Consider the following 26,099-nt stretch of genomic DNA (forward strand, 5'->3'; position numbering starts at 1 on the left):
CACCCATTCAGCCACCACAGCCAAACGGGTTGCGCTAACGCGCAACGCGCCATGCCTGGCGCACAACAAAAAACCCCAAGGCTTTCACCTTGGGGTTTTTCATGTGCAGCGCACCTTTCTATGAAGCTATCAAGATTCGCTGCACCAAATTTGGAGCGGGAAACGGGTTTCCCCGTCGATCCCTATCCTATTGATTCAACAGAGGTTTTTGGTACACCGCTCTGCTTGACGGACTGGATTATGTACTACCCTTGCTGTCTTGGCAAGCGCTTTCTCACGACACCGCTTCAAGTGCTTGTTTTTTGGTCATATCGTCTCTTCATCTTACCCGATCATTGCCTGCATGCCCCTGGGCAGCAGCAACCATGCGGTGACTGATGCCGAACAAGAAGCACCGCCCCAGCCTGCATCTACCACTCCGCGTCCCTGCTCCAGCCAAGAAGAGCTTGTAGGTGCTGCCTCAGGTCATGGTGCCAGGCGAAGCAACCTTCATAGTGGCAATGTTGCCTGGTTTGTCCCGCCATGGACGTTCTTTCACTGACAAGGACACTGCAATTCAGCAGAAGCCCGAGCAGCACAAAAATAACGCAATCCAACCCTAAAGAATTCTCATTTGTAGCCGTTAACCCGTAGGGAACTTATACAAAAATTTTATCAGCCTGCATTGAATAAGAATCCACGAGAAGACGTTTCAACGCAGGCAAGATAAAGCAGAATTGCCGCATGGAATCGCACAACGAAGTGCTGCAATACCGGACGGGCGAACACAAACCCTGCACGGATACATTGTTCAATACCACTGAAGGAGATCGTATATGAAGATCAAACAAACCATGCTGTCGGCTGCTCTTGCCGCTGCGACGATGTGTGCCGCTGGCGCTGCATTTGCTGGCCCGCCAGTGACCGTAACATTCAAAAACCTCAGCACTCAAGAGGCCACCTACAAGGTCGTCACCAATAATGAGGTGAGTACCAACACCAATGCAAGCCCTAAGCCAAAAACGACAGTGCAGCCTCAAGGTGCTGACACATACGTTGTGCAAAATATCATCAGCCCCGATGCCAACGCAGCAACCGTGCGCTATACCATAGGCAGTAAGACCTGCGTCTTCGGTACAACCTTCGTAAATCAAATCTCGGGCGGCGCTCTGCTACCTGGCGGCCCAACTAAAATTCCGAAATGGAACAAAACTGCAACCGCTAGCGGTGGGGCAGTCTGCACCGCCACCATCAAATCGCAGAATTTGTCAAACTACTCGTGGACGGTTGAATTCACGATGAAGTAACTGACAACGGGCGACCCGGCATATGTAACTGGTCGCCCCTCTTTCTGAAAGCGCAATGCAGATTACAATTCCTACGGGACGCTATATGAATAGCATTAATCAACTTGGCACAACCACGCCTCAACAAACTCAAGTAAGCGAACGCAGTTTTGTTAATAAAACTGGGGAAACAACATACTCTCAGACCTCTGAGATAATCAACACTCCCAACAGTGCAACAATGCAGGTTTCATCGCTATCACGCCTGCTTAATGATGCCGCCGTTCGAGCCGAAACACGAGACGCCATCACCAATCGTGACGGACTTGCAGCTATTGCCCAATCGACCGCTCATGAGCTTTATGGTGAAAGCTATACACGCAACAAAGCTATTCATGATGCAGAAGTCCCGAACTCCGACGACTCACAACGACTTGCACAAGCAAAACAGGCAACTGCCTTTACCAACGGCCAAGGCAGCAATCCATTCAAAGGTATGTCACGCGACCAACTTGCACTAATCGCTTACGACGACAGCGGCGCCTTCACTGTCAACGAGCGCCGTGCGGCTTTATCAGAAGCGGATGATCAGGAATATCAGTGGCGCGTAAAGGTTGTTGCCAAAATGATGGATGACTACAACCGTACAGGCAAAATATCTGCAGAGACCCACCAGGAAGTTCTTGACCACTATAAATCTCTACCCGCCATTGAAGAGTCCCAACTTCCCAAAGGCTATGACATGCAGTTGCAGGGCTGGATACAGGAGGCTAAAAGCACAGAGTCATCACAACATAAAGATGAACTTGAATCCTTGCTGGAACAACTAACAAAACGACTAACAAATAACCAGAAATCATAAGCCCAGAAACATCATCGTCTGCTGCGACAGCACAGGCAAGGGGACGGCAAAATCATCTGGAGAGAGGATGCAGAGAGTTCACGACACCGATTTGATTCGCCTGGAAAATATTACGCATGCTTATGCTACGGGCGCGTCCAGTCAGGCGGTTTTGTATGATGTGTCGTTTTCTGTCCCCACAGGCCAAAGTTGCGCCATCGTTGGTGCGTCTGGCTCAGGGAAAAGCACGCTGCTCAACCTCATCGGGCTGCTGGATGAACCGACTTCGGGGCGTGTTCTGCTCGCGGGCGAAGACATGACCAACGCCGATGCCGAATCACGCGCCATCGCGCGTAATCGGATCATTGGCTTCGTATTCCAGAGTTTCAACCTGCTGCCACGGCTCGATGCGCTCGACAATGTGGCACTCCCGCTGCTCTATCGCGGCATCCCCCAGCCGCAAGCCCGCCAGGCTGCCCTGACGCAACTGGAGCGCGTCGGCCTGAGCAACCGCAGCCACCATCGACCCGCCGATATGTCGGGCGGCCAGCGCCAGCGTGTCGCGATAGCCCGCGCCCTTGTCGGCGAACCCTCGCTGCTGCTGGCTGACGAACCCACCGGCAACCTCGACAGCCAGACGGCGCAGGACATCATCGGGCTGCTGCTGTCTTTGAACCGCGAACGCGGCACGACCCTGGTTGTGGTGACGCACGATACCGGGATTGCCGATCGCATGGCTCGTTGCATTCAAGTCCGCGATGGCCGGATCGAGGAAGCGGGACATGCCTAGACGTGCTGCCATCACACTGACCTCATCGCATGGCTACGGCCCCTCATGGCTGCACCTGGTGCGCGAACCCGTGGAGAATCTGCGCCAGCTCGGTCGCCGTGCCGTTCTGGCGCTGCTGGGGATCGCCGTGGGCTGCATGGCCGTCGTTGCCCTGCTGAACATCGGGCACAACGCCGAACGTGAAGCCATGAACGTCTTCAAGGGGATGGGCAGCGATCTGCTTGTGGCAAACGTGCAGATCCCCGGCAGCGGCCGCAGCGAGGCGTTACCGAACGTCGCCACACTGGATACCGCCGCGTTGCGCCAGGCCATCCCCGACATTACAGCGGCAGCTCCTCTCATCCTGACCAGTAGTGACGCCCGGCTTAAAGGCCATGCTCTGAGTACAACAATACTGGGCAGCAATGCCGACCTGCCCGGCGTGCTGGATCTCCAACTGGCGCAGGGGCGTTTCCTGAGCCAGTTCGATACGCACAGTACCCATGCGGTGCTGGGTGCGAATGTCGCAGCGGCGTGGGAAAACGCAGGCATCCATGCCCAGCCCGGCGACCGCATTCAGATCGGCGGTTATCTGTTTCAGGTGATCGGCATCCTGCAACCCGCAGGCCAGAACCCATTGCTTCCCGCCCCGCCGGACGACGCCATTTTGCTGCCACTGGAAGGCATGCGACGCATCATCCCCAGTCCGCAGATCACCAGCGTACTGGCCCGCAACCCCAACGGCGCAACGCTGGTGCAAACCTCCCCCGCCCTGCAGCAATGGGTGGAAGGCAGGATGCCCGGCTATGAGGTCAACGTGCAAATTCCCCGACTGTTGCTTGAGGGCATGGCGAAACAGTCACGCCTGTTTTCCTGGCTGCTGGCAGGACTGGGCAGTATCGCCCTGCTGGTCGGCGGCATCGGCGTCATGAATGTCATGGTGATGAACGTCGCCGAGCGCCGCCGTGAGATAGGCGTGCGTATGGCGCTCGGCGCTCGCCCCAGGGACATTGCCAGGCTCTTCCTGCTGGAAGCGGTTGTACTGGCCGCCACCGGGGCACTGGCTGGCGCGGCTGTTGGCCTGATCATGGCCTGGGCCTTCGTTCACTACTCGGGCTGGTCTGACTTCTCATTCTCGGCGGCGGCATTGCCGCTCGGTATTGGCAGCGCCATCGCAACCGGCCTGTTTTTCGGGCTGTCGCCTGCGATGGCGGCTGCGCGCCTCACCCCGGTACAGGCGTTGCGTGATGCGTAAAGTGTCTATCCTCATCGCACTCATGCTGATGGCCCCTGTCGTTGCGCAGGCGAGGACAGATGGGGCGCTGCGCCCATCCCAGGCGACCCGCCAGGGTCAGCCATCATCGACGACGGCCAGCATTTCACTCAATGCCGAGACCATCGAGTTGACCCTGAGCGACGCGATCTATCTGGGGCTGCGCGACAACCGCGCCATCCGCAGCGCCTATCTCGATCGCATTGCCCAGAAATTCGACCTGCGCGTGGCGGAAGACCGCTTCACACCCAAACTGGTGCTCAGCGGCGGCTATCTTTCCAGCCGGAATCAGGATGACCGTTACCGGGAAAGCACCGTAACCCCCACAACCACATTGCTGACGCCCTATGGCACCCGCGTAAGCCTGGGCTGGACGTACCGCCATACGCAGGCCGACCAGGCCGGGCTGTCACGCAATGACGGGGCCAACATTTCTCTGATCCAGCCGTTGTTACGCGGCGCAGGCAAGGATATTGCGACAGCACCGGTGCGCCTGGCGCGGCTATCCGAGCAGGCCAACCGGCTCAACCTGAAATCCACTGTCTCGCAGACCATCACGCAAGTGATTGCGTCCTACCGCACCCTGCTGCAGGCACAGGAGCAGTTGAAGATTTCCAGGGAATCGTTGCAACGCGCCCGTCAGTTGCTTGAAGTCAACCGCGCCATGATCGCTGCCGGACGCATGGCCGAGTTTGAAATCGTGCAGACAGAGGCCGAAGTCGCCTCACAGGAACTGGCCTATGAAGAGGCCCGCAATCAGACGGATACCGCACGGCTTGCCCTGTTGCAGCTACTCGCCCTGAATCTGAATACGCCGATAGTCGCCACCGAGGCACTGCAGGCGCGGCGCGTGGACGTCAATGCCGCTGAGGCGCTCCGGCAAGCCGAAGCCTTGCAACCCGCCTGGCTCTCTCAACTCATCTACAGCGAACAGGCCACCATCAATCTTGCCGTAGCGCGTAATGACCGCCTGTGGGACGTTTCTCTGGTGGGCGGCGCCAGCCAGATACGCGACCGCAATACCCTGAGCGGTTCCGCACGAACCTGGGAAAACTATGTCGGCATCCAGGTCGAAATCCCCATTGGCGACCTCAGCACGCGCCAGGCCGAGGTACAGGCCCAGGTCAACGTGCGCAATCAGGAAATCCAGCTGGCCGAAGCCCGCCAGCAACTGGAGCGCGACGTGGCGAATGCGGTGCGCGATATTGGCACCCGCTGGCGACAGTACGAAATCGCCCAGCGTGCGCTCGACCTTTCACGCCGCAAGCTGGAAATTGAACGGGAAAAGCTCACCGTGGGCCGCTCCAGCAACTTTCAGGTGCTGAGTTTCGAGAACGACCTGCGCAATGCCGAGAACGCCCGCCTGAACGCATTGATCAGCTACCTGAACGCGCAGGCCGAACTCGATCAGACGCTGGGCACCACACTGGAAAGCTGGGACATATCGCTGAATGATTAAAAATCGCTTGATAGACCCACTGATCGCACACGTCCGCCGCCACCCCATGCGTTCGGCGTTACTCGTGTTGCTGACAGCCGCGACTTCCGCCGCCTTCTGGCAATCCGACAACGCCAGCATCCCCCAGCAACCACAAGCGCAATGGGTGCAGGTACAGCCCCAGTTGGTGGAACAGCAGCTGGGCCTGGTGGGCCGCATCCAGGCTGCCCGGCAGGAAACCCTGTCCGCGCCGTTTGAAGGCGTCATTCGGGACGTGCTGGTGCAGGAAGGTCAAACCGTTGAGGCGGGCCAGACACTGCTGCGGCTTGACCCGGCGCAAATCGAAATCCAGTTGCGGCAGGCACAGGCCGAACTGCTCAAGGCACAACGGGAAGCCCATCAACTGCGCAACTGGGACGGCAGCCCCGAAGTGTCACGCGCCCGACGCGCCGTGCAGACCGCTCGTTCAACGTTGGAAGCCACGCAGGCCAACCTGCGAGACACGCGGGCGTTGTTCGAGCGTGGGATCGTGGCCCGCATGGAAGTTGATACGCTGGCGCAGCAGGTACGCACCCAGCAGCAAGACCTGCTTGCCGCCCGGGACGAACTGCGTACCGCCGAGTCTCGCGGCCAGGGCGAAGAACGCAAGATTGCCGAGATGGAGCTGACCAACGCACAAGCCCGCTATCAGGCCGTGACGGCGCAAAGCGAACGGCGCGTGCTTAGAGCGCCATTTCCTGGCGTGGTGGCGCGTCCATCGGTGCCCGAGGGCGGAAAAGCGCTTATCGCGCAGGCTGGCGTACAGGTCACGCAAGGCACGCCACTGCTGACCGTAATCGGGCTGGATCGCATCCAGGTACTCACCCGCGTAGAGGAAACCGACCTGCATCAGCTACGCGAGGGCATGCCCGTGCAAATCACGGGCGATGGCTTCGCCGGGATAACGCTGACAGGCCGTATTGCCGCCATCGCGGTACAGGGCAACGCGGCGGATGCCCCCGGCGCAGCCGCCCACTACGACATTGTGATTGCCGTCGATACGCCGCAGACCGAAGCCGCGCAGGTCAGGCTGGGTATGAGCGCCCGGCTGGCGGTCAGCCTCTACCGCAACGAGCAGGGCATCGTGGTGCCGCCACAGGCATTGACGACGGACAGTGACGGTTCAACTTATGTCATGTTCCGCGCCACCGCAGATACAGCGCCATCGAAGATTCCGGTTGTACCAGGACGGGCAATCACTGAGGGCATTGAAGTACAAGGGTTGCAGGCAGGGTATGTTCTGGTGCCCTGAACGTGGGCGACGGCAAAAAATCACGCAAAAATTGCAGAAAAAACAGTCAAGAAAAGCTAAAGAATTCTCATTTCCTGCCGTTATAGAAGTTACCCTTCACCAGCTTTCCGTGCCGAACGAGGGCGAAGGGGATTCAGCTATTTCATCCACAAGGAGTATCGTATGAAAAAACTGTTCTTCTCGCTATTCGCGGCATTGTTGCTGAGTACCAGCAACATGGCGGCTGCTGCATGCGCTTATATGAACATCACCAGCAGCGGGGCAAGCCTTTCTGCAGGTGATTCTCAGAACGTGTATGAGTTCAGCATCTCGTGCATTGGCTCGGTGACGTTCAAGTTTGAAGACCTTTCCGGCAACAACCCGACGAGCAGGATCGCCCATATCATTGAGCGACGTTCTGGTTCGTCGTGGTCTCTCGTGTCTTCGACCACCAGTAATGGAGCAAGAACTGTTAATCGGAGCTTCGTACCCAGTGCTACCGGCCAATACCGTTATCGCATCGAGAACGTAGGTACATCTCAAGTACGTAACTGGCGTATGGAAGGTCGTATGCCACTGTTCACAATCCCTGGCACTTGATTGATTTAATAAAGCTGAACTGGGGAGCCATCGTCTGCTCCCCAGTTCTATCAAAATCGCGTCATGGCAACTCAAAGGGAGAATCATAGACCATGCCATCAATTAACCCGTTATCAAATGCACTGGGCAATTTATCACTCAACGCGAACCGTTCACTGCTTGATCCCAAACAGTATGAGGGATTTACCGTAAAAGTAGGGAAAGAAACCAGCCAAAACGGGGTATTGGGTGGCGTTCTAAGTCAGGATGATTATGATAAATTTAAAGAGATAGTAAAAGATATCAATGTTAAAGATGCCAGCCGCAATGATATGCTCACTCTTTACAGAGGGCTTATCGACGCAAAACTTCTGACTTACGAACAAGTCAATTTCGGATATATATCTGGCTCAGTAGAATTTGGCCCTGATGGCAAGGGGATAAATCAAGACGCAAAATACAATCAATGGGATTTTCAGCAAAAACAACTTCCCACATATGCCGGAAGTGAATTTAACGGGAGTCGTGGTGGCGCAATCAATTCCATGAAGCTCATCGCTGCTGTTGCAAATGCTTCACCAGTTACCGGGGCTACTGTAGCGAAAGAAACCTATTCTCCGCAAGATCGCAACTATTCAAGCGGTAATTCATCAAGCTACCAAGTCAATTTCTCTGAGCTGGCACAGCGCCTATCTCGTGGTGAAAGCATTGAAGAACTGAATGTTCCTAAAGATGTGGACATTGCTGAACTGATCAAGCAACTTGAACAAATGGCCCAAGCGCAACGTTCGGCAAAAGCCGTAGAGCCACAGGACTCAAGGGCAGTCTCACAAGGGTGACGGACGCATGAGCATCATCACATCGTCAACCGGCATCATGTCCGTACAGCCTGCGCAGACCATCACAACGGGCAGTGCGCAGTCTCCCCTTGGAAATACTCAGCCAGATGACGCAGGCTCTGTAAAAATTTCAATGGCTGGCCTTATGATGGCTGGGCAAGCCAACAAGAAAACATCAGGGAAATACGACGACATTGAAAATAGCGGCCTCCCCGATGAAGTGCAGCGCATTCTGAAAATGATCCGCGACCTTAAAGAAAAGCTCAAGGCTGAACAGGAAAAACTCCAACAGATCATGAACGATGCCAGCCTTAGCGACGAAACGCGACAGGTGAAAGTTGCGCAGAGCCAGGCAATGATCAATGCGCTATCTGGAGCGTTGGCAGATGCAAATCAAATGCTGGCAAAAGTTACCAAAGACCTTAACTTAAGCAAAGAAGATTTAGTGAAGGTGGCAGCGCTTGCAATGAAGTAATGATGCCCATTTCGATACGCCGAAGACCGAAGCCGCGCAGGTCAGGCTGGATATGAGCGTCCGGCTGGCGGTCATCCTCTACCGCAACGAGCAGGGCATCGTGGTTCCGCCCCAGGTTTTGGCGACGGACAATAACGGTTCAACTTATGTCATGTTCCGCGCCACAGCAGGCGCAACGCCAGCGAATGTTCCTGCCGTGCCTGGACAGGCGATCACCCAGGGCGTTGAGGTGCAAGGGTTGCAGGCAGGGTATGTTCTGGCGCCATGAGCACGACGAAAACTTACGCAAAAAAATGCAGAAAAAACAGCCAGGAAAGCTAAAGAATTCTCATTTACCGCCGTTAATTTAGATGTTCTTCCGCTGCCGGGGAGACCTGGCAGGTCAGGTACTTGCCTGAATGCTGAGGGACAAGCGCTGTAGAGATTATCAACCTTAAAAGGACATTTTATGAAACTCGCTAAACTGTTCGGTGCAGCCGCTCTCTTCGCGTCGATGGTCGCAACCGCCCACGCGGCCAATACTACTGTCACCGTTAAGGTGAAAAACTCCACCACCACCGAAGCAGCATACACTTACGAGTACTTCTCAGGTAGCGTCTCGCCGACGCCAGGCTCGATCCTGCCGTCCAATACAACAACTTTCTACCTGACCAGCGTTGCAGATACGGTTTCTGGCATGCGCTTCGTCTACGCTTCCGGCAACAAGAAATGCCGTTTTGCGGCATCGCACCAGGTCAACCCAAGCACCAAAGTACCGAGCTGGACCAAGACCGGCACCAGCATTGGCACCACTCGCGCCACCTGTAATGCCAACATCACTGCGGCCCAAGCTGGGCTTCCGTACAACTATACAGTCGAATTTGAAATCAAGTAATTCGGCATTTCTCTAGGCTCTCTGGCCGGGGATAGCTATGCTGTTATCTCCGGCTTTTGGAGTATTGCTATGAATATCACGATCAAATCCTATCAGGCGAGCATTCCCGCACAAGTGCCTGCCCAGGAAATACCGCGTTCGGACAACACTACAAAGTCCATCGCTGAAAACACCAACTCGAGCACTGCCGCAACCGTCTCAATATCCAGCTCCGCACAAGCCCGCTATATCCAGAGCAGCGCAACCGAGCGCCAAGCTGCCATGTCGCAAGGTGAATTAAAGCAGCTACACTCAAGTACATGGTCTGATATATACAATTTCAGCCAACTTCTCGGCAGCAAAAATTACAATAAAGATGATTTGCTACCACAAACAGATGATCCCGCACGATTGGAACTGGGAAAAAAATCTCTGGAATACGCCATTTCCCTTCATCAATCCCCCCCGGGGAATGCTTCTAACCCTTTTGCTGGAATGGCCCGAAATGATCTGAGTGCCGTGGTCTATGATGACTCCGGAACATACACCATGGCCGAGCGATATGCTGCCTCAGCAGAACTCCGCATGCAGGACGAGGCATATTTCTCCAGCCTGTCAGCCAAACTAACAAATGGTGGCGATAATCGTGATTTTTTCAAAAGCATTCTGGACTACTTCGATGATCTGCCTCCGGTAGAAAAGGCAGCCTACCCGGATGGTTACAGGGACAGCATCGACAGTCTGTATCAAGAACAGCTGGATCAATGGGGACCGCTCGCCCTAATCAAACAAGCAACCGAGGAAGACACCGAGAAACTCTCTGAAAGCATCTTCAAAGAAGGTCAGTCATCGCAGGAAATGCTGCAAGCCGTCCTGGAGAAAGCGATTGGGCTTTCTAAGGCACAATAAACCATGAACATCTCGATCAAATCTTATCAGACGAGCATTCCCGCAAAAGCGCCTGCTCAGGAAGGCTTGCGATCGGAGAACACTACAAAGTCCACTACTGAAAACACCAACTCAAGCACTGCCGCAACCGTTTCAATATCCAGTTCCGCTCAGGCACGCTATATTCAAAGCAGTGCTATCGAGCGACAGACATCCATGTCACAAAGCGAGTTGAAGAGCCTATATGCAAAAGGACAGAAGGATATTTATAATTTCGGACACCTTATTGCAGGCGGGAGCTATAACAAAGACGACTTACTTCCAAAAACAGACGATCCCGCTCGATTGACTTTAGGCCAGAAGTCTCTGGATTGGGCCATCGGGCTATCCCAATCCCCGCCCAAGCATCTTTCCAATCCGTTCGCAGGCATGGCTCGAAATGATTTGAGCGCCATTGTCTATGATGATTCGGGAACTTACACAGAAGCAGAACGATATGCCGCTTATGGGGAACTTAGCAAGCAGGATGAAGCATATTTCTCCAGCCTGTCAGCCAAACTAACAAATGGTGGCGATAACCGTGATTTTTTTCAAAAGCATTCTGGACTACTTCGATGATCTGCCTCCGGTAGAAAAGGCGGCCTACCCGGATGGTCACAGGGACAGCATCGATAGCCTGTACCAAGAACAACTAGACCAATGGGGACCGCTCGCCCTAATCAAACAAGCAACCGAGGAAGACACCGAGAAACTCTCTGAAAGCATCTTCAAAGAAGGTCAGTCATCGCAGGAAATGCTGCAAGCCGTCCTGGAGAAAGCGATTGGACTTTCTAAGGCACAATGATAACCGGATAAGCAAAACAGGCTTTTATCGTCCAACCGAGCAACGTGCGCATCCATAACGCTTGTCCCTCTGCTTGGAAGCCGGAGAACGTTATCCCCATGCACAATCCACCTCACCCAGGCGAAGCACTACGCCTTGACGTACTTCCAGCGCTGGGCATCAACGCCGATGCCCTGGCTACCCACCTGGGATTCAGCCCCCGCCATCTGCGTGCCGTACTGAATGGCCGCTTGCCTGTCCGTGCCGAACTCGCGCACCGACTGGAACTGGCTGGACTGGGCAGCGCTCGCCAGTATCTTGCCGAGCAACAAGCCTGGTCGTTGTGGCAAGCCAGGCAACGGCCTCACCCTCCCATTATCCGACTGTACCCCTGACTTTTGTTATTGGCCTGAATGTGTGAGTCAAGCGGTTGTAACCGCGTGAATGCTGCTTTGCCTGTTCATGCCCGAGTGCATCGGAAAGGCCCCGCCGTCGCGCACCGAACGTCAGCGGCCACAGTCTGACGGCGGTATGAAATAGGGTTGTGCCGCAGAACCTATTGTTGCCTGACATGAAAACAGAACTCCAGTGAGATGCAGGGCATCGGGCGAACCCGCCTGCCATTCTGGAGAACTGACATGACGCACCCTCACAGCAACGCCTCTGCAGGCGAGACCTTACTTGGCACTCCTACCGCCCTGATGCTCGACACCCGCCTGACGCCCCTTGAACGCAATGGCTGGCAGGTGCTTCGGATGCTGCGTGCCGCTGACGGCCTCAGTCCGCTGGCGAATCTTGGACAACTGCGCCGCTACCTCACCTCGATCCCGCTGGGCCAGCGTGCTGGCTACGAGACCGCCTGGCGCGTACTGGTGGTGCTGCGCTTGACCGGCTGGATCAGCCTGATCGGCCAACACCGCGACCCACTGACCGGCCATGTATTGAGTGAGCTGTACCAGGTACACGACCACCCTCTCAGGTTTGCCCAGGCCTGCGAACTTGATGCCAGCCTGCCGGATTTGCTACACGAATCAGAACGCCACGAAAACAATCAGGTATCACGGGTAGCCAGCCACATCCAGGCCACGATGACGGATGAAAAGCCCGGCCCTGTCGCTGACGACGATCATAACGATCCGCCGCCACCGGCATCGACGGCGACCGGGCAGCCTCAACCTGCGGATACCGACGCCCCGGAAGAACCAGCCAACGCATCCGCCAATCCAATGGCCGTTCTGCCACAGAACCATCGCGCCCGGCAGACCATTCAGGATTCTGCGCCTACGTATAGTTTGTATAAGTATAAAAAAAGTACGTACTGCGCGGGCGAAAACGAAAAATCCAGTTCCGTGCAGTTGCCACCCTGCCTGATCGGCGTCAAGCCCAGGCAGCAACAGGATATTCAGGCGGCGCTGCGTCAGTTGCCTGAGCAACAGCGTCAGGATGTCCTCGATGAATTGCAGGCCCGCAGTCAGAGCGGCGTGGTACGCAATGCCATCGCCTATTTCTTCGGGTTGATCAAGCGGGTACTGGCCGGAGAATTCCGTTTTTGGGCGGGTCGCAGGCTGCGTCAGCCTGCCAGCCCTCCCGCCCCGGCAAAGCCCGCCGTGGTCGCCACTCAGCCGACTGCACCACCGTCCCCCGCGTTCAAGCCCGCAGCCCCGGAAGTCGTCAGGGCACACCTCGCCAACATTCGCAGCATGCTGGGCAAGCCCACGGATGCCAGTGAGCTTGCCGCCCGGCTCATGCAGGACAAAGGGTGGCAGCCTGATCCAGCATGAGCAGGCGCAAACCCTGGCGCTGCCTGACCAGGCAGGGCGGCCTGATGGCCTGACGGGTCGGGCAGCCGACAAGGCCGCAGGCCGCGTCAGTGGCACAGCCATCGGGAACAGGCCCCGCGCCGCGACTAACCGAGCAAGACGGCGGTCACATGAACGCTCATTGCCTGCGCCAGATCGGGCAACGTACGGCTGCCGGGTCGTCACTGCACACCGCAGTGACGACACGGCGAACTGCAGCAACAATACGGGCTGGCGCAGCATCGCATTGTCTCTGTCGCACATGATGATGGCCGGGCGATACTGTCCCGGCAGTGACCTACCGGCAGGTACAACGCCGGACATGCTGGCGCAGTTTCCATGCGCCGTCATTGCGCGGGCCGTACCCATCCGGCCACCCCAAAGGCACCGGCTTCTGCAAGTGCCTGTCCGCAAGGATGAAGCCACCCCAGGTGCGCCAGGCTCGTTCGCGCGCCGCCCTGCAACAGGGTGAGCCACCGTTCTCATCAAGCCATCCGGCGTCGTCCCATCCGCCGCAGCGTCCTGCTGCCTGTTTGTCCCATGCCCGCTGTCGTCATCAGCCGGGAGCTGTCCCTTATCCCATCCACAGGAGGTTTATCCATGCACTACGCACCATGACTGGCTGCCCGGTCTTCCCACAGGAAGCAAGGCGGACGCCTCATACCGAGGCAACGGGTGTGCTGAGCACCCAGACCCTTCGCCCTTCGGGGATCTCGCCATAGCGAGTTGGCAATAACACTAACCGATCAAGTTCTCAGCATGACGCTACACCCAGGACACAGGAGGCAGGCGGTGGATGATTTGACCTGGACGCTGAAACAGCTGTGCCGACGCAACCGTGACGGCAGCTTCGCCACACAGGCCGACCGGCAGCGCTCCCTGACGCTGATGGCCCGCCAGTTGCGTGACGCGGGGTTCAACCAGATGCAGGCTCGCTCGCTCAAGGGCAAGCACGTCGATGCGCTGCTCAACCAGTGGCAGGCACAGGGGCTGTCGACCGGCACCCTGAAAAACCGCCTGAGCCATCTGCGCTGGTGGGCCGAGAAGATCGGCAAAGGGGGGCTTCTGCCTGCCGACAACCGCCAGCTCGGCATTCCTGAGCGCCAGTACAGCACCAACCAGAGTAAGGCACAGACCCTGGACGAGCGCCTGGAGGCCATCCGCGATGCGCATGTGCAGATGAGCCTGCGCCTACAGGCCGCCTTCGGGCTGCGCCGCCAGGAGTGCATCAAGTTCCAGCCGGCCTGGGCAGACCGGGGCGACCACATAGCGCTAAAAGGATCATGGACGAAGGGCGGTAAACCACGCAGTGTGCCCATCACCACGCCGCAGCAACGGACGGTGCTCGATGCGGCCCGGACGCTGGCGGGCGCCGGTTCGCTGATCCCGGCGCACAAGTCCTATATCCAGCAGCAGCACGTGTATGACGGCCAGTGCAAGGCGGCAGGACTGAGCAATATGCACGGCCTACGTCATCAGTATGCCCAGGCAAGATATGAGGCACTGACCGGCTGGCAGGCGCCGGCTGCGGGCGGGCCGACGGCGCGCGACCTGACCCCGGCCCAGCGCCAGGTCGATGCGCAGGCTCGCCAGATTATCAGCCATGAACTCGGCCATGAACGGCCCCAGATCGTCACGCTGTATGTGGGGCGCTAGTCGCCGGCTAGCCTCGTCGCATCCACAGTTCATACGCCTGGCCCGAGAGCATGAAGTAGGCCGCACCGAGCAGCATGATCAGCAGCACGACACCGCTGATACGAGCGGAAAACCGGGTGTACCGGGCCAGGGCAAACCAGAGCGAGGACAGCGTGCCGCTGGCCCGCTGGTTCATCAGGGCGAGGTAATGTAGCGATCGGAGTGCCGCAGCAAGCGTTGCGCCGATCCCCATCACGACCCCGAAGAGCTGAGACAGTATCCAGATCCGGTGCTCGTCCTCCAGTACATCAAAATAGTAATCAATGATCCCGTAGCGGAAAGCCGCCTCACGGGCGCCGGCAATAATGCCTGCTTGCGCCAGTTCGGTCAGGTAGATGGAGGCGCCCACGGCAACCAGGGGCGTGAAGATGTACCAGCCCCATTCCGCGCTGTTGTATTGCCCCCGGATGGCAGAGGCCAAACCAGCTGCCAGGATAAACGCCGTGCAGGAAAACACCCCACTCAGCCAATAGTGCAGGATGTCACTGGCGTAACGGCTATATCCCCAGATGACAACGGCCACGACCAGAAATAGTGCGCCAAGGTAAGCCCACACGTCGTCCGAAGAAGAGGATGTTCCCCGGCCTTGATTCACCACGACCGTTTGCCTGAAGGTGATAACGGTCTGCTGCACTGTGACAGGTGCCGCAGGCGAAGGGGTGTTGTTGAATCCGCCAAATAGCAGCCCCAATATGGCGCCCACAAGTGGGGAAATAACGGCACTTTGTACAAGTGGGTTATTGACCCAGGTAACAAACGCGTCCAATCAATGCTCCTTTACATGTTATACCGACCCGAAAGAAAAGCCGCCTGAAGAGCAACGCTGCCATTAAATGACAACTCACTCCGAAGACGGCTTGCTTATCGGGCCTGCTGCAATTCTCTGTATTTTTATACAGATTAAATCGCAAAGCGAGCATTACACCTTGAACTGCGCCACCATGCCATTGAGTTTCACCGCAAGGCATGACAGATCCTGGGCGGCAATGCGGTGAGGGTGAATGCCGCATTGTTTGTCGAAGAACACGGCGGTTTGTCATGAACTGCCCGGAGCGTTCCTTTGCTCCGGAGAAACTGTCATGCCCTCGCCGTTCTCACCCACCAAGCCTGATCGGCCATTGCGTCGCTTGCTCATCATCATGGCGCTGCTGGTCGCCAGCCTGTTCGTCCTGGCCTTCGTGGTCGCCTTTGCCGGCATCCATTTACTGGGCGGTATCGAGAACTGGCAACAGTGGCTCGACGATCACGCCGGGCACTTCTTTGTCTGGCGCCTGTGCCTGTACGCCGCCGTCCTTGCCGTCTGGCCCTGGGTACGTCGGCGCCGCCTGGCGCGCGATCCGCAATCACACCGGCAATTGCGCCGGGTCGAGGTGCTGGGCGTGCTCGCCATCGTCCTGTCCGAAGCCAGCAACTGGCTGCGACTGCACTAAGGCTGGTGACGAGCCATGACATTGCTGACAACCGATTATCTGGAGTATTACCTGACGCTCGTCGCCTGGATCGTGCACAACGGCATCTGGGCCATCGTGGTGACCAGCGGAGTGATCGCGCTGCCGTTCCTGGCCATCATCCTCGGCGAGTGGCTGAACGTGCGAACCGAGGGTGCCGACGAGGGCAACAAGGGCATCCTGTCGTCTCAACGCATCGAGAACCGTATCTGGGTCGCCATCGTCGTGGTGATGTTCGCCTGCGTGCCGACCATCGACGTAGATCTGGCGACTATCAAGTTCGATACCAGTCGTTCGGCCCAGTGCCAGGTGAACGTGCCGCTGCCCACCGATACCGGCTGGAGCCAGTCCTTCACGACCCTCAACAACCAGAGCGCGAAGGTTCCGGTGTGGTGGGTATTCATGCACGCATTGTCGCGGGCGGTGACCGGCGCCTCAGTGGCCGCAATTCCCTGTGGTACTGACCTGCGGCAAATGCGCATGGAGATCAACGCCACCCGCATCGCCGACCCGGTTCTCGCGCAGGAAGTGGCCGACTTCACCCACGACTGCTACGGCCCGGCACGCGCCAAACTGTTCATGAGCCGCCCCGATCTCGACGACAACCAGATGCACGACGTGACCTGGATTGGCTCGCGCTTCTTCACCGACACTGCAGGCTATTACGACACCTATCGCGCCCAGACCCCACGCGACGGCTGGACCTACGACAGTGACCGGGACGCTGGCCTGGCCCAGGTGCCAAGCGGTGCCGGCTACCCCACCTGCAGCCAGTGGTGGAACGATGCCGGCAACGGCCTGCGAGCCCGCCTGCTGCAGCAGGTTGAGCCCGGCCTGCTCAGCCGGATTGCGGGCTGGGCCGGTTTTCTGAGCCGCACCGAAGTAGATGACTCGGTGGTGCGTGCCATTGCCGCCCCGGGTCGACAGAAAATGAATCTGGGCAACGTCTACGCCGATTACGGCGGACAAATTGAGAAGACGCTGCCGAACATCGTCACCCGCGCCGCCGGCGATGTGGGGATGGCGGTGGGCAGCCTGGCCTATTTCCCGGCGATGGACGTGGTGCGCCAGGCGTTGCCGATGGTGATGTCGCTGCTCAAGATGGCGCTGATCATCAGCACGCCACTGCTGTTCACCCTGGCCACCTACGATATCCGCGCCTTCGTCACGATCAGTTGCGTCTACTTCGCGCTGTACTTCGTCGATTTCTGGTTCGAGCTGGCCCGCTGGGTCGACTCGACCATCCTCGATGCCCTGTATGGCTGGGGCATGGGATTCAACCGGCCGCACATGAACTTCAACATCATGATGGGGCTGGATAACACCTTCGGCGACATGCTGCTGAATTTCGTCATGGGCACCATGTTCATTGTGCTGCCGACGTTTTGGGTTGCCGCATTGGGCTGGGTGGGCGTACGCGCAGGTGGAGCCTTGAAAGGACTGAATGACGGAACCAGCGGTGCCGGGCAGGCCGGCGCGAAGGGGGCCTCAGCAATGTCTGGCGGTACGCTGAAATAGCCCGCATCTAGTCCTTGTCGTATCGGGGATCGTAGTAGCTGGGATCTGGCGGGTCGTTGTAGAGATTCGGGTCGTAGCCCGGATTCTTCATGTGCTCGTCAGGGTCTGGAATTACCCAGTCCTGATCATGATCGGCACCAGTGCTACGGCCTGCATGCGCCAACAACGCAGCGCCCAGGAACACCAGGGCCACCCAGAACGCAAGGTACAGCAGCACCAGCACGGCGACGATCCTGAATGCCCAGGGCAGGATACGAGCAAGCGTCCGCGGCACGCCATGCCCGGTCAGCCAGGCCACAAAACGGGCCTCCTGGCGCAGGAACGCCCGGTAGCCGCTCCCCAGCCACTGGCCCAGTTTCCAGGCAGTGCGCGGCCTCTGTGTGTCGTGCTGCGGCATGATGGATACCTCGCTGGCTCAGCAACCTTGCCCTGGGCCTTTGCTGCCTCTGCCTTCAAAGGGAAACGGCAAAGGGCCTCAAGGGGTTGCGACAAGGGAAGAGGCTCAAGGGTCAAAGGCCCTATCCGAAAAGGCCAAAAGGCACAAAAGCCTTCCTCCCGCATGGAGCCGGCACAACCGGTGCAGCTCCTTCACCGGGCCGGCTGTCTCCGGCCATCAATAGTGATAACGGCAGGCGGCAATCAGCAGCGCCTCGTCCGTCACCGAATACACAAACCGGTGCTCGGCGGTGATCCGCCTCGACCAGAAGCCCGCCAGGTTGTGGCGAAGCGGCTCCGGCTTGCCCTTGCCCTCGAAAGGGGTGCGGCGGGTCTCCTTGATCAGCTCGTTGAGCTTCTTGACCATACGCTTATCCGCCTCTTGCCAGTACAGATAATCGTCCCAGGCTTGCTCAGACCAGATCAGCTTCACTCGGCGATATCCCGCTCGACACCCTGGCCACGCTTGAGGCTGTCAATCGAATCCATCAGGCGGCGCGCGTTGGCCGGCGAGCGCAGCAGGTAAGCCGTTTCCTCCAGCGCGTTGTACTCCTCCAGCGACATCAGCACGCACGCCTCGCCGTTCTGGCGGGTAATGAGGGTAGGCACGCGATCCTCGACGGTCTGCACCATGGTGGCCGACAGGTTCTGCCGGGCTTCGGTATAGCTGATAGTGCGCATGGCAACCTCTCTTTCATATGTACAGCTCATTGTACATCAAGCGAAATCCGATTACCAGATTTCCATGCCACTGGCAAGCCACCCCGAAGCCCCTGCATCAGCCCACGATATGACGCTGCAGCACGCCGTCCACCGGCTGCGGCAAACGCCCCTGCGCCAGCAGACGCAGATAGCTTTCGATCCCCGCCATGCTGTGCGGCGCCGCCTGCGGGAGCACAGGCTGAGCGATCGGCTCGCCACGCTCGCAGGCATCGAGCCGGTCGGCCCAGTCCTGCATCATCATCCGGCGCTGCTCCACATAGTCCGCATGGTTGTAGGCCGCGCGGATCTTGTTGGGGTCGGCATGTGACAACTGCACCTCGATCCATTCCTTCGGGTAGCCCAGTTCATTGAGCGCCGTGGAGATCGTCGCACGGATACCATGCCCGGTCAGCAGGTCGGCATAACCCATGCGATGCAGTGCGCCATTGAGCGTGTTTTCACTGATGCGTTCCTTGAGGCGGCTGCGATGCGACAGCAGGTAGTGCTGCGCGGGGCGACGGGCGTGCTCGTCGAGCAGCACACGCACGATGTCGATGGCCTGCTGGGGCAGCGGCACGATGTAGGGCGGAATGGTTTTGCCTTCTCGGCGCAGCTTGACCTGTAACTGCTTGACGATAACGGGCGGGATGATCCACAGCCCACGCTCCAGGTCGAACTGCTCGGGCACCGCCTGGCGCAGCTCCCCAGTACGCACGCCGGTCAGCAGCAACAGGCGCAGGCCCATCCTGGTGACTTCCTGGCCGCCATAATTGCGCAAGGTCTGCAGGAAGGCCGGCAGCTCGTCCATGCGCAGAAACGGGTTGTGCGATACGGGCGGTTTGGGTGCGGCCACGATATCGAGGTCGCTGGCCGGGTTGTAGCGCAGACCCTTTTCGACCATCGCATAGCGGAACAACTGATTGAACCAGATGCGCACCTTCTCGGCGGTAGTGAACGCCTTGCGCCGCTCAATGCGACGCAGTACATCCAGCAGGTGCGGATTGTCGATATCGAAGATGGACAGCTTGCCCAGCCAGGGCAGCACGTCCTTGGCAAAAATGCGGTCGATCTGCGACAAGGTGCTCTGGCGGCCGGTTTTCAGGCTCAGCGCCTTGAAGTCGCGCCAGGCCTTGAAGACAGATGCAAAGGTGTTCAGGGGGGCGGCCAGCTCCGCCGCTTTGACCTGCAGACGGTGAACACGCGGATCAACGCCACGGGCAACCTGCGCTCGCAGGTCGTCGCGCTGCTCGCGCGCCTCCTTGAGGGACATTTCCGGGTAACTGCCAACGGCAACGCGCTGTTGCTTGCCCAGCCAAGTGAAGCGGAAGTGCCACTTCTTGGCCCCTCGGGCGGTGACGAACAGCACCAGGCCGTCCGTATCGTTGAGGGTGTAGTCTTTGCCGGTGGTCTTGGCCTGCCGGACGACGGCATCGGTTAACGCCATGGGTACGCCTCCTTCTCGGGTTGAGGAGAGGTGTACCGTGCTCAGGGGCAGTGACTCAGCAAACAATCCGCACCAGCAACCGCCCGGATTTCATGTACTGTTTCGTGTACTGATCGGGCGTGGTTGACAGTGGAATTGAGTAGCTTTCGCTAGACATTCCCCAGGGCTGAAACCCTGTTGAATCAAGAACCTATAGACTTTGGTGGACGTCTATAGATGAAGAATTGGAGCGGGAAACGAGACTCGAACTCGCGACCCCGACCTTGGCAAGGTCGTGCTCTACCAACTGAGCTATTCCCGCGTCGTCTTGATGGAGGCTATTCTAGCGATTTTAAAAACCTCGTCAAGCCTTTGATTCAAAAAAGTTTTATTTTTTTTCTGAACCGTCCCGCAGGTGTGGCCAGGCCGCCCGCAAGTACTGTTGCATCGACCACAAGGTCAGGCCCGCAGCGATCATCAGCAACGAATAACCCAGCACCACCCAGAAGTTGAGCACCGGCGGGTTGGCCAACAGGATCACCAGCGCCAGCATCTGCGCCGCAGTCTTCCACTTGCCCAGGTTCGACACCGCCACATGAGCGCGGGCGCCAAGCTCGGCCATCCACTCGCGCAGTGCCGAAACAACGATTTCGCGCCCGATGATGACCGCCGCGGGCAAGGTCAGCCACAGGCTGGCATGCACCTGAACCAGCAATACCAGCGCTACCGCAACCATCAGTTTGTCGGCAACAGGGTCGAGAAACGCACCGAACGGTGTGCTCTGTTGCAGGCGCCGGGCCAGGTAGCCATCCAGCCAGTCGGTCGCTGCGGCAATGGCAAAGACCGTGCTGGCGGCAAGGTAGCTCCAGTGGTACGGCATATAGAACAACAAAATGAAGATCGGTATGAGCAGGACGCGAAGAACGGTAAGCAAATTAGGAATATTCATCGGCACAACTGGCTGCAAAGTGAGCGGGCATTCTACTCGCTATGCAGGCTGTCATAAATCGACTCAGCAAGCTTTTTACTGATTCCGGGTGCTTTAGCGATTTCTTCTACGCTGGCACGTGCCAATTCCTGCAACCCACCGAAGTGTTTGAGCAGGTCGCGACGACGCTTGGGCCCTACCCCGGCAACACCTTCAAGGCTGGAGGTACGCCGCGCCTTGCCGCGTCGAGCACGGTGGCCGGTGATGGCAAACCGGTGGGCCTCGTCGCGAATCTGCTGGATCAGGTGCAACGCCGGGGAATCCCCGCGCAACGTGAACTCGTGGGCGGCATCATTCAGGTAAAGGGTTTCAAAGCCAGCCTTTCGCGTAACGCCCTTGGCCACGCCCAGCAGAATCAGCTCGGGTACGGCTAGTTCCTGCAGTACATCCCGAGCCATGTTCAGTTGGCCCTTGCCGCCGTCCACCAGCAGGATATCGGGCAGTTTACCCTCGCCTTCCTTGAGCCGGGCAAAGCGTCGGGTCAAGGCCTGGTGCATGGCCGCATAATCGTCGCCAGCCGTCACGCCTTCAATGTTGTAGCGACGGTAGTCCGACTTGAGCGGGCCTTCCGGCCCGAACACCACGCAGGACGCCACGGTCGCCTCACCGCTGGAGTGACTGATGTCGTAGCACTCCAGTCGTTGAGGGATCTCGTCGAGCTTGAGCACCTGAGCCAGTGCTTCAAATCGCGCCGCCATGTGCTGGCGGTTGGCCAGGCGCGCCATCAGCGCCTGTTCGGCGTTGGTAACCGCCAGTTGCTGCCAGCGCGCGCGCGTGCCGCGAACCCGGTGGCTGATGCTCAACTCGCGGCCACGCAGGCTATGGATCGCGGCGGTGATCGCCTCGAAGTCCTCATGCACCACGTTGACGATCAACTCGCCCGGCAGGTCGCGTTCAGGGTTCGCCACATAGTACTGCGATAGAAACGCAGCCATGACTTCGGCCACGTCCTCCTCAATACCCACCTGCGGAAAGAAGTTCTTGCTGCCCAGCACTCGCCCGCCACGCACACTGATCAGGTGTACGCAGGCACCACCCGGGTTGACGAACGCGGCTATCACATCGACATCACCGCTACCGCCCTCCATGCTCTGCTGGTCCTGGACCCGCCGCAGCAAGGCAATCTGATCGCGCAACTCAGCCGCGCGCTCGAACTCCAGGGCCATGGCTGCACGCTCCATGGCAGCACTCAACTCATCGGTCAGTTGGTGGCTGCGCCCTTCCAGGAACATCACCGAGTGACGTACATCCTCGGCATACACCTGCGGCTCAACCAGACCGACACACGGAGCCTTGCAGCGCTTGATCTGATACTGCAGGCAAGGCCGCGTGCGGTTGCTGTAATAGCTGTCTTCACACTGGCGCACCAGGAAGGTTTTTTGCAGCAGGTTCAGGCTCTCGCGAATGGCTCCGGCGCTGGGATAAGGCCCAAAATACTTGCCCTTGGCCTTCTTGGCGCCACGGTGAATGCCCAGGCGCGGGTATTCACCCTCGGAAAGCACGACATAGGGGTAGGATTTGTCGTCACGTAGCAGGATGTTGTAAGGCGGCCGCCATTCCTTGATCAGCGTCTGCTCCAGCAGCAGCGCCTCGGTCTCATTGGCGGTAATGGTGGTTTCGACCTGAGCGATCTTGCCCACCAGCGCTGCCGTTTTCGGCGCAAGACCGGTCTTGCGGAAATAGCTGGCCAAGCGCTTTTTGAGGTTCTTCGCCTTGCCTACATAAAGCAGGCGCGCGTCCTCGTCGAACATTCGATAGACGCCCGGGCGACCACTGCAGGTCGCCAGGAAGGCGCTTGAATCAAAAACAGGGATCATGTTCAGAGATTGGCGTCGACCATGCCATGGCGGACCGCCAGCAACGTCAGTTCGACGTCGCTGGTGACCGAAAGCTTTTCAAAGATACGGTAACGGTACGTGTTCACGGTTTTCGGCGACAAGCACAGCTTGTCGGAAATGATTTGTACCTTCTGGCAACCGACGATCATCAGCGCGATCTGGATCTCTCGTTCGGACAACGCGTCGAAAGGCGAACCCTGCGGCTGGAACGGCTTGAGTGCAAGCTGCTGGGCGATCTGTGGGCTGATATAACGCTGCCCGGCAAACACCAGGCGTATGGCCTGCACCATTTCATCCAGCCCAGCGCCCTTGGTCAGGTAGCCCGCAGCTCCAGCCTGCAGCAAACGTGTCGGGAACGGGTCCTCTTCACAGACCGTTACCGCCACCACTTTCACATCAGGGTGGCTACGCAGCAGCTTGCGGGTGGCTTCCAGGCCGCCGATACCCGGCATCTTGACGTCCATCAGGACGACATCCGGCTTCAACTCACGCGCGACCTTCAACGAAGCCTCGCCCGAATCCGCCTCGCCGACCACCTGAAGACCGTCGATATCAGCCAGCATTCGGGTAATGCCTGTACGCACCAGATCGTGATCATCGACCACCAGGACCCTAATCAAGCTGACACCTCGCGTTACGGTCTTAAATTGGATCCCGCCACTCTAACAAAAAACCCGGCACGAATCCTAACGGAAAGCGTCACGATACCGACGTCAATTTCCTTACACCCACAGCGGACCGCTGCATCCCCCTGGACAGGCTGTGAAGCAATTGCACCACAGCCTCCTGATCGGCCTGCGGCAATGTTCGATAGCAATCGAGTAACTGGCTTTCAGCAGACGACAAGCCCTTGGCCGTCACCGGAGTATGCACCCCGGTGAGCACATACAAGGCATCGACACCGCGCCCTGCCACAGCGGCCAGATAGTCCAGCTTGGGCGTTCGCTCACCACTCTCGTATTTGCCCTGAGCATTGGGCTCGACACCACCGATGTCGCCAAAAGCACGCTGAGTCAGCCCAAGCCGCTCTCTTTCTTCCCTGATACGCGAACCGATTCCAGTCATCTGAATACAAAATCCCTTACACGACACCCCCAAGGGGGCTCCCTGAAAATAACAATAGGTAATGAAGCGCTGCTGAACTATGCACGCGATGCAGCGTGCAACACAAGCCAGCCCGTGACAGCCCGACATGACGCCACTCATTCCCACACACCGTTAGTGTTTGAACATTAATTCTGGCACCGCAGAAGTTCCCTATCACAGCGGTATTACAGAGTATTGAATGTTATCGAAGTTAGCTGCAGCAGCCCACCACACACTATAAAAAACACATGAACTGCGCGCACTGACACTGCGCGAGCGCACGCGCCAAAAAAATGAACACACCTCAATGTTTCAGGCCAAAAAAACGCCTTAAGCAGACATTTTGACGTCAACAAACCACCACGAAAAAGCCTTCAATTTTTTGACGCCCAACTTACATCAAACTTTAAGTCATTGATTTAAAAAGATTTTTTACATTTAACTGATTTAATTTGACCACTCATCAACTTTGTAGACACTCGCCACTTGCAAGTATTAAAAGTCGTCTTATAGGATGTAAAAAAGACAGAAAAACCGCCTGCGCAATACAACTTCGCGCTGTCTGTCAGCGTGCGCCTGCCGCCCTATAAACATGTCTAAGGATGGTCTGAAATAGCCGGATATTTACCGGTTATCGAACGATCAGCACTTCAAAAAACGACGCCCGTCGAAATTTGGTCAATCCCCTTCGACTTTCAGGCCCATCGGCTACTGCAAGCCACTGCGCCGCAGCCATTTCCTGTATTACACGCGCACCTCTCCTGCGTTTGCCAATAAATGTCGGCGTGCCATCCACAGGTTCGACAGGGCGAACAGCGTCACCATCTGTGCAGTGTTCTTCACCAAGCCTCGGAAGCGCACCTTCGTATAACCGAACTGGCGCTTGATCACCCGAAACGGGTGCTCAACCTTGGCGCGAACCTGAGCCTTGGCTTTCTCGATCTTGCGTATCGCTTTGTACAGGGCACTGCGTTTTCCATGCTTTTTGTAAGTGCTGCGACGGGCTGCAATCTGCCAGATGACCTTGCGTCCCGCGTGCTCTTCGCGCTTCTCGGCCCCGGTATAACCCGCATCGGCGCACACCACGTTTTCCTCACCGTGCAGCAGTTTGCCGGCCTGCGTGACGTCCGCAACATTGGCCGCCGTGACCACCACGCTGTGCACCAGGCCAGATTCATCATCGACCCCGATATGGGCTTTGGCACCAAAGTAATATTGGTTTCCCTTCTTCGTCTGGTGCATCTCGGGATCGCGCTTGCCGTCCTTGTTCTTGGTCGAACTGGGGGCATGAATTAGGGTGGCATCGACGATGGTGCCCTGACGCAACGACAGGCCACGGTCGCCCAGATAGCCATTGATGACGCCGAGAATTCCGGTCGCCAGCTCGTGTTTTTCCAGCAGGCGGCGGAAATTGAGAATGGTGGTTTCGTCAGGGATTCGCTCAAGACTCAGACCAGAAAACTGACGCAGAATGGTCGTCTCATACAAAGCCTCTTCCATCGCCGGGTCGCTGTAGCCGAACCAGTTCTGCATCAGATGTACACGCAGCATCGCCATCAATGGGTAGGCCGGACGACCACCTTCACCCTTTGGGTAATGCGGCTCAATCAGCGCAATCAAACCCTTCCAGGGCACCACCTGATCCATCTCGATCAGGAACAACTCCTTGCGTGTCTGCTTGCGCTTGCCGGCGTACTCGGCGTCGGCGAAGGACATCTGTTTCATCATCGAGAAGCTCGGCGACTGGTATCCGGAGATTTTGCCAAATCAGGAAGTCTTTTTCAGATGGTATGGACGCCTCCCCCCGGCAGCGGGCCGACCGCAGCACCTCTACATCAATAGAGGATCCTCGCT

At 57.7% G+C, this 26,099-nt stretch carries 29 protein-coding genes, 1 tRNA gene and 1 pseudogene; 20 read left to right on the forward strand and 11 right to left on the reverse strand.

What is annotated here, in order from left to right:
- From CYD26_RS25335 to CYD26_RS23390, 18 genes are all read left to right on the forward strand, one after another.
- The coding region (locus CYD26_RS25335) for a hypothetical protein (RefSeq protein WP_218197066.1) at positions 1–378 on the forward strand (378 nt) is incomplete at its 5' end.
- Between the two features lie 437 nt (positions 379–815).
- Positions 816–1,286: a hypothetical protein gene (locus CYD26_RS23315; protein ID WP_094267742.1), complete on the forward strand. Its 471-nt coding sequence runs from the start codon at positions 816–818 to the stop codon at positions 1,284–1,286.
- Between the two features lie 85 nt (positions 1,287–1,371).
- Positions 1,372–2,127 (forward strand): hypothetical protein, encoded by a 756-nt coding sequence (locus tag CYD26_RS23320; RefSeq protein ID WP_094267741.1) that lies wholly within the window; start codon positions 1,372–1,374, stop codon positions 2,125–2,127.
- A 67-nt stretch (positions 2,128–2,194) separates the two neighbouring features.
- Positions 2,195–2,896, forward strand: a complete 702-nt coding sequence (locus CYD26_RS23325; RefSeq protein WP_094267740.1) for an ABC transporter ATP-binding protein — start codon at positions 2,195–2,197, stop codon at positions 2,894–2,896.
- Positions 2,889–4,130 (forward strand): ABC transporter permease, encoded by a 1,242-nt coding sequence (locus CYD26_RS23330; RefSeq protein WP_094267739.1) that lies wholly within the window; start codon positions 2,889–2,891, stop codon positions 4,128–4,130. Before CYD26_RS23325 ends, CYD26_RS23330 begins: the two co-directional genes overlap by 8 nt.
- Positions 4,123–5,607, forward strand: coding sequence for a TolC family protein (locus CYD26_RS23335; protein WP_094267738.1), 1,485 nt, complete (start codon positions 4,123–4,125; stop codon positions 5,605–5,607). The genes CYD26_RS23330 and CYD26_RS23335 overlap by 8 nt, the downstream gene beginning before the upstream one ends.
- Entirely contained in the window at positions 5,600–6,877 is a 1,278-nt protein-coding gene (locus CYD26_RS23340; protein ID WP_094267737.1) for an efflux RND transporter periplasmic adaptor subunit, read from the forward strand. The genes CYD26_RS23335 and CYD26_RS23340 overlap by 8 nt, the downstream gene beginning before the upstream one ends.
- Before the next feature lie 162 nt (positions 6,878–7,039).
- Positions 7,040–7,456: a hypothetical protein gene (locus CYD26_RS23345; protein ID WP_102053791.1), complete on the forward strand. Its 417-nt coding sequence runs from the start codon at positions 7,040–7,042 to the stop codon at positions 7,454–7,456.
- A gap of 92 nt (positions 7,457–7,548) precedes the next feature.
- A complete protein-coding gene (locus CYD26_RS23350; protein ID WP_102053792.1) occupies positions 7,549–8,274 on the forward strand; it encodes a hypothetical protein in 726 nt (241 codons plus the stop codon).
- 7 nt (positions 8,275–8,281) lie between these two features.
- The gene (locus CYD26_RS23355; RefSeq protein WP_079890275.1) at positions 8,282–8,749 is read left to right on the forward strand and encodes a hypothetical protein; all 468 of its coding nucleotides are present in this window, start codon (positions 8,282–8,284) and stop codon (positions 8,747–8,749) included.
- 52 nt (positions 8,750–8,801) lie between these two features.
- Positions 8,802–9,017: a hypothetical protein gene (locus CYD26_RS23360; protein WP_075123232.1), complete on the forward strand. Its 216-nt coding sequence runs from the start codon at positions 8,802–8,804 to the stop codon at positions 9,015–9,017.
- 180 nt (positions 9,018–9,197) lie between these two features.
- Positions 9,198–9,623: a hypothetical protein gene (locus CYD26_RS23365; protein WP_075123233.1), complete on the forward strand. Its 426-nt coding sequence runs from the start codon at positions 9,198–9,200 to the stop codon at positions 9,621–9,623.
- A gap of 69 nt (positions 9,624–9,692) precedes the next feature.
- Positions 9,693–10,511, forward strand: coding sequence for a hypothetical protein (locus tag CYD26_RS23370; protein WP_197731400.1), 819 nt, complete (start codon positions 9,693–9,695; stop codon positions 10,509–10,511).
- Between the two features lie 3 nt (positions 10,512–10,514).
- Positions 10,515–11,108: a hypothetical protein gene (locus CYD26_RS25620; RefSeq protein ID WP_176978485.1), complete on the forward strand. Its 594-nt coding sequence runs from the start codon at positions 10,515–10,517 to the stop codon at positions 11,106–11,108.
- Entirely contained in the window at positions 11,071–11,334 is a 264-nt protein-coding gene (locus CYD26_RS25625; RefSeq protein WP_197731401.1) for a hypothetical protein, read from the forward strand. Before CYD26_RS25620 ends, CYD26_RS25625 begins: the two co-directional genes overlap by 38 nt.
- Before the next feature lie 92 nt (positions 11,335–11,426).
- A complete protein-coding gene (locus CYD26_RS23380) occupies positions 11,427–11,708 on the forward strand; it encodes a HigA family addiction module antitoxin (protein ID WP_094267963.1) in 282 nt (93 codons plus the stop codon).
- Between the two features lie 243 nt (positions 11,709–11,951).
- The gene (locus tag CYD26_RS23385) at positions 11,952–13,094 is read left to right on the forward strand and encodes an STY4528 family pathogenicity island replication protein (protein ID WP_094267735.1); all 1,143 of its coding nucleotides are present in this window, start codon (positions 11,952–11,954) and stop codon (positions 13,092–13,094) included.
- Between the two features lie 810 nt (positions 13,095–13,904).
- Positions 13,905–14,768 carry a phage integrase N-terminal domain-containing protein gene (locus CYD26_RS23390; protein ID WP_094267734.1) on the forward strand — a complete coding sequence of 288 codons (864 nt, stop codon included), beginning with the start codon at positions 13,905–13,907 and terminating at the stop codon, positions 14,766–14,768.
- Between the two features lie 7 nt (positions 14,769–14,775).
- On the opposite strand, the gene CYD26_RS23395 is transcribed toward CYD26_RS23390, so the two are convergent.
- The gene (locus CYD26_RS23395) at positions 14,776–15,573 is read right to left on the reverse strand and encodes a hypothetical protein (protein ID WP_102053793.1); all 798 of its coding nucleotides are present in this window, start codon (positions 15,571–15,573) and stop codon (positions 14,776–14,778) included.
- 313 nt (positions 15,574–15,886) lie between these two features.
- On the opposite strand from CYD26_RS23395, the gene CYD26_RS23400 reads away from it, so the two are divergent.
- Both CYD26_RS23400 and CYD26_RS23405 read left to right on the forward strand, forming a co-directional pair.
- Positions 15,887–16,237: a hypothetical protein gene (locus CYD26_RS23400; RefSeq protein WP_094267732.1), complete on the forward strand. Its 351-nt coding sequence runs from the start codon at positions 15,887–15,889 to the stop codon at positions 16,235–16,237.
- Positions 16,238–16,252: 15 nt separating this feature from the next.
- The gene (locus CYD26_RS23405) at positions 16,253–17,773 is read left to right on the forward strand and encodes a conjugal transfer protein TraG N-terminal domain-containing protein (RefSeq protein ID WP_102053794.1); all 1,521 of its coding nucleotides are present in this window, start codon (positions 16,253–16,255) and stop codon (positions 17,771–17,773) included.
- Between the two features lie 7 nt (positions 17,774–17,780).
- Here CYD26_RS23405 and CYD26_RS23410 read toward each other — a convergent pair whose 3' ends face one another.
- The 10 genes and pseudogenes from CYD26_RS23410 to CYD26_RS23455 all read right to left on the reverse strand — a co-directional run bounded on the left by CYD26_RS23410 (position 17,781) and on the right by CYD26_RS23455 (position 25,970).
- Complete coding sequence (locus CYD26_RS23410) at positions 17,781–18,170, reverse strand: DUF3742 family protein (protein ID WP_094267730.1); 390 nt, start codon at positions 18,168–18,170, stop codon at positions 17,781–17,783.
- Between the two features lie 216 nt (positions 18,171–18,386).
- Positions 18,387–18,641 carry a Txe/YoeB family addiction module toxin gene (locus tag CYD26_RS23415; protein ID WP_075117074.1) on the reverse strand — a complete coding sequence of 85 codons (255 nt, stop codon included), beginning with the start codon at positions 18,639–18,641 and terminating at the stop codon, positions 18,387–18,389.
- Positions 18,638–18,889, reverse strand: coding sequence for a YoeB-YefM toxin-antitoxin system antitoxin YefM (yefM, locus tag CYD26_RS23420; protein WP_075117073.1), 252 nt, complete (start codon positions 18,887–18,889; stop codon positions 18,638–18,640). The genes CYD26_RS23415 and yefM overlap by 4 nt, the downstream gene beginning before the upstream one ends.
- Positions 18,890–19,121: 232 nt before the next feature.
- Positions 19,122–20,354 (reverse strand): annotated as a pseudogene (locus tag CYD26_RS23425) (tyrosine-type recombinase/integrase); the annotation flags it as partial.
- 225 nt (positions 20,355–20,579) lie between these two features.
- Positions 20,580–20,655: transfer RNA gene (locus CYD26_RS23430), tRNA-Gly, on the reverse strand.
- 66 nt (positions 20,656–20,721) lie between these two features.
- Positions 20,722–21,282: a CDP-diacylglycerol--glycerol-3-phosphate 3-phosphatidyltransferase gene (gene pgsA / locus CYD26_RS23435; RefSeq protein ID WP_102053795.1), complete on the reverse strand. Its 561-nt coding sequence runs from the start codon at positions 21,280–21,282 to the stop codon at positions 20,722–20,724.
- A gap of 32 nt (positions 21,283–21,314) precedes the next feature.
- Positions 21,315–23,138: an excinuclease ABC subunit UvrC gene (gene uvrC / locus CYD26_RS23440; RefSeq protein WP_065761977.1), complete on the reverse strand. Its 1,824-nt coding sequence runs from the start codon at positions 23,136–23,138 to the stop codon at positions 21,315–21,317.
- Positions 23,139–23,140: 2 nt separating this feature from the next.
- Positions 23,141–23,779 (reverse strand): UvrY/SirA/GacA family response regulator transcription factor, encoded by a 639-nt coding sequence (gene uvrY / locus CYD26_RS23445; protein ID WP_099774263.1) that lies wholly within the window; start codon positions 23,777–23,779, stop codon positions 23,141–23,143.
- Positions 23,780–23,858: 79 nt separating this feature from the next.
- Positions 23,859–24,224 (reverse strand): helix-turn-helix domain-containing protein, encoded by a 366-nt coding sequence (locus tag CYD26_RS23450; protein WP_102053796.1) that lies wholly within the window; start codon positions 24,222–24,224, stop codon positions 23,859–23,861.
- Between the two features lie 765 nt (positions 24,225–24,989).
- Positions 24,990–25,970 carry an IS5 family transposase gene (locus CYD26_RS23455; RefSeq protein ID WP_060514611.1) on the reverse strand — a complete coding sequence of 327 codons (981 nt, stop codon included), beginning with the start codon at positions 25,968–25,970 and terminating at the stop codon, positions 24,990–24,992.
- Positions 25,971–26,099: the final 129 nt, after the last annotated feature.

This window comes from Pseudomonas sp. FFUP_PS_473, from assembly GCF_002858665.1.
Classification (GTDB): domain Bacteria; phylum Pseudomonadota; class Gammaproteobacteria; order Pseudomonadales; family Pseudomonadaceae; genus Aquipseudomonas; species Aquipseudomonas defluvii.

Bases quoted from the DNA above. Each gene is read 5' to 3' on its own strand.
- CYD26_RS23340 (WP_094267737.1), top strand. From the start codon at position 5,600: ATGATTAAAAATCGCTTGATAGACCCACTGATCGCACACGTCCGCCGC.
- CYD26_RS23350 (WP_102053792.1), top strand. From the start codon at position 7,549: ATGCCATCAATTAACCCGTTATCAAATGCACTGGGCAATTTATCACTC.
- CYD26_RS23325 (WP_094267740.1), top strand. From the start codon at position 2,195: ATGCAGAGAGTTCACGACACCGATTTGATTCGCCTGGAAAATATTACG.
- CYD26_RS23320 (WP_094267741.1), top strand. From the start codon at position 1,372: ATGAATAGCATTAATCAACTTGGCACAACCACGCCTCAACAAACTCAA.
- CYD26_RS23360 (WP_075123232.1), top strand. From the start codon at position 8,802: ATGAGCGTCCGGCTGGCGGTCATCCTCTACCGCAACGAGCAGGGCATC.
- CYD26_RS23345 (WP_102053791.1), top strand. From the start codon at position 7,040: ATGAAAAAACTGTTCTTCTCGCTATTCGCGGCATTGTTGCTGAGTACC.
- CYD26_RS23400 (WP_094267732.1), top strand. From the start codon at position 15,887: ATGCCCTCGCCGTTCTCACCCACCAAGCCTGATCGGCCATTGCGTCGC.
- CYD26_RS23315 (WP_094267742.1), top strand. From the start codon at position 816: ATGAAGATCAAACAAACCATGCTGTCGGCTGCTCTTGCCGCTGCGACG.
- CYD26_RS23385 (WP_094267735.1), top strand. From the start codon at position 11,952: ATGACGCACCCTCACAGCAACGCCTCTGCAGGCGAGACCTTACTTGGC.
- CYD26_RS23370 (WP_197731400.1), top strand. From the start codon at position 9,693: ATGAATATCACGATCAAATCCTATCAGGCGAGCATTCCCGCACAAGTG.
- CYD26_RS23405 (WP_102053794.1), top strand. From the start codon at position 16,253: ATGACATTGCTGACAACCGATTATCTGGAGTATTACCTGACGCTCGTC.
- CYD26_RS23455 (WP_060514611.1), bottom strand. From the start codon at position 25,970: ATGAAACAGATGTCCTTCGCCGACGCCGAGTACGCCGGCAAGCGCAAG.
- CYD26_RS23330 (WP_094267739.1), top strand. From the start codon at position 2,889: ATGCCTAGACGTGCTGCCATCACACTGACCTCATCGCATGGCTACGGC.
- CYD26_RS23365 (WP_075123233.1), top strand. From the start codon at position 9,198: ATGAAACTCGCTAAACTGTTCGGTGCAGCCGCTCTCTTCGCGTCGATG.
- CYD26_RS23335 (WP_094267738.1), top strand. From the start codon at position 4,123: ATGCGTAAAGTGTCTATCCTCATCGCACTCATGCTGATGGCCCCTGTC.
- CYD26_RS23450 (WP_102053796.1), bottom strand. From the start codon at position 24,224: ATGACTGGAATCGGTTCGCGTATCAGGGAAGAAAGAGAGCGGCTTGGG.
- CYD26_RS23410 (WP_094267730.1), bottom strand. From the start codon at position 18,170: ATGCCGCAGCACGACACACAGAGGCCGCGCACTGCCTGGAAACTGGGC.
- CYD26_RS23355 (WP_079890275.1), top strand. From the start codon at position 8,282: ATGAGCATCATCACATCGTCAACCGGCATCATGTCCGTACAGCCTGCG.
- yefM (WP_075117073.1), bottom strand. From the start codon at position 18,889: ATGCGCACTATCAGCTATACCGAAGCCCGGCAGAACCTGTCGGCCACC.
- CYD26_RS25620 (WP_176978485.1), top strand. From the start codon at position 10,515: ATGAACATCTCGATCAAATCTTATCAGACGAGCATTCCCGCAAAAGCG.
- pgsA (WP_102053795.1), bottom strand. From the start codon at position 21,282: ATGAATATTCCTAATTTGCTTACCGTTCTTCGCGTCCTGCTCATACCG.
- uvrC (WP_065761977.1), bottom strand. From the start codon at position 23,138: ATGATCCCTGTTTTTGATTCAAGCGCCTTCCTGGCGACCTGCAGTGGT.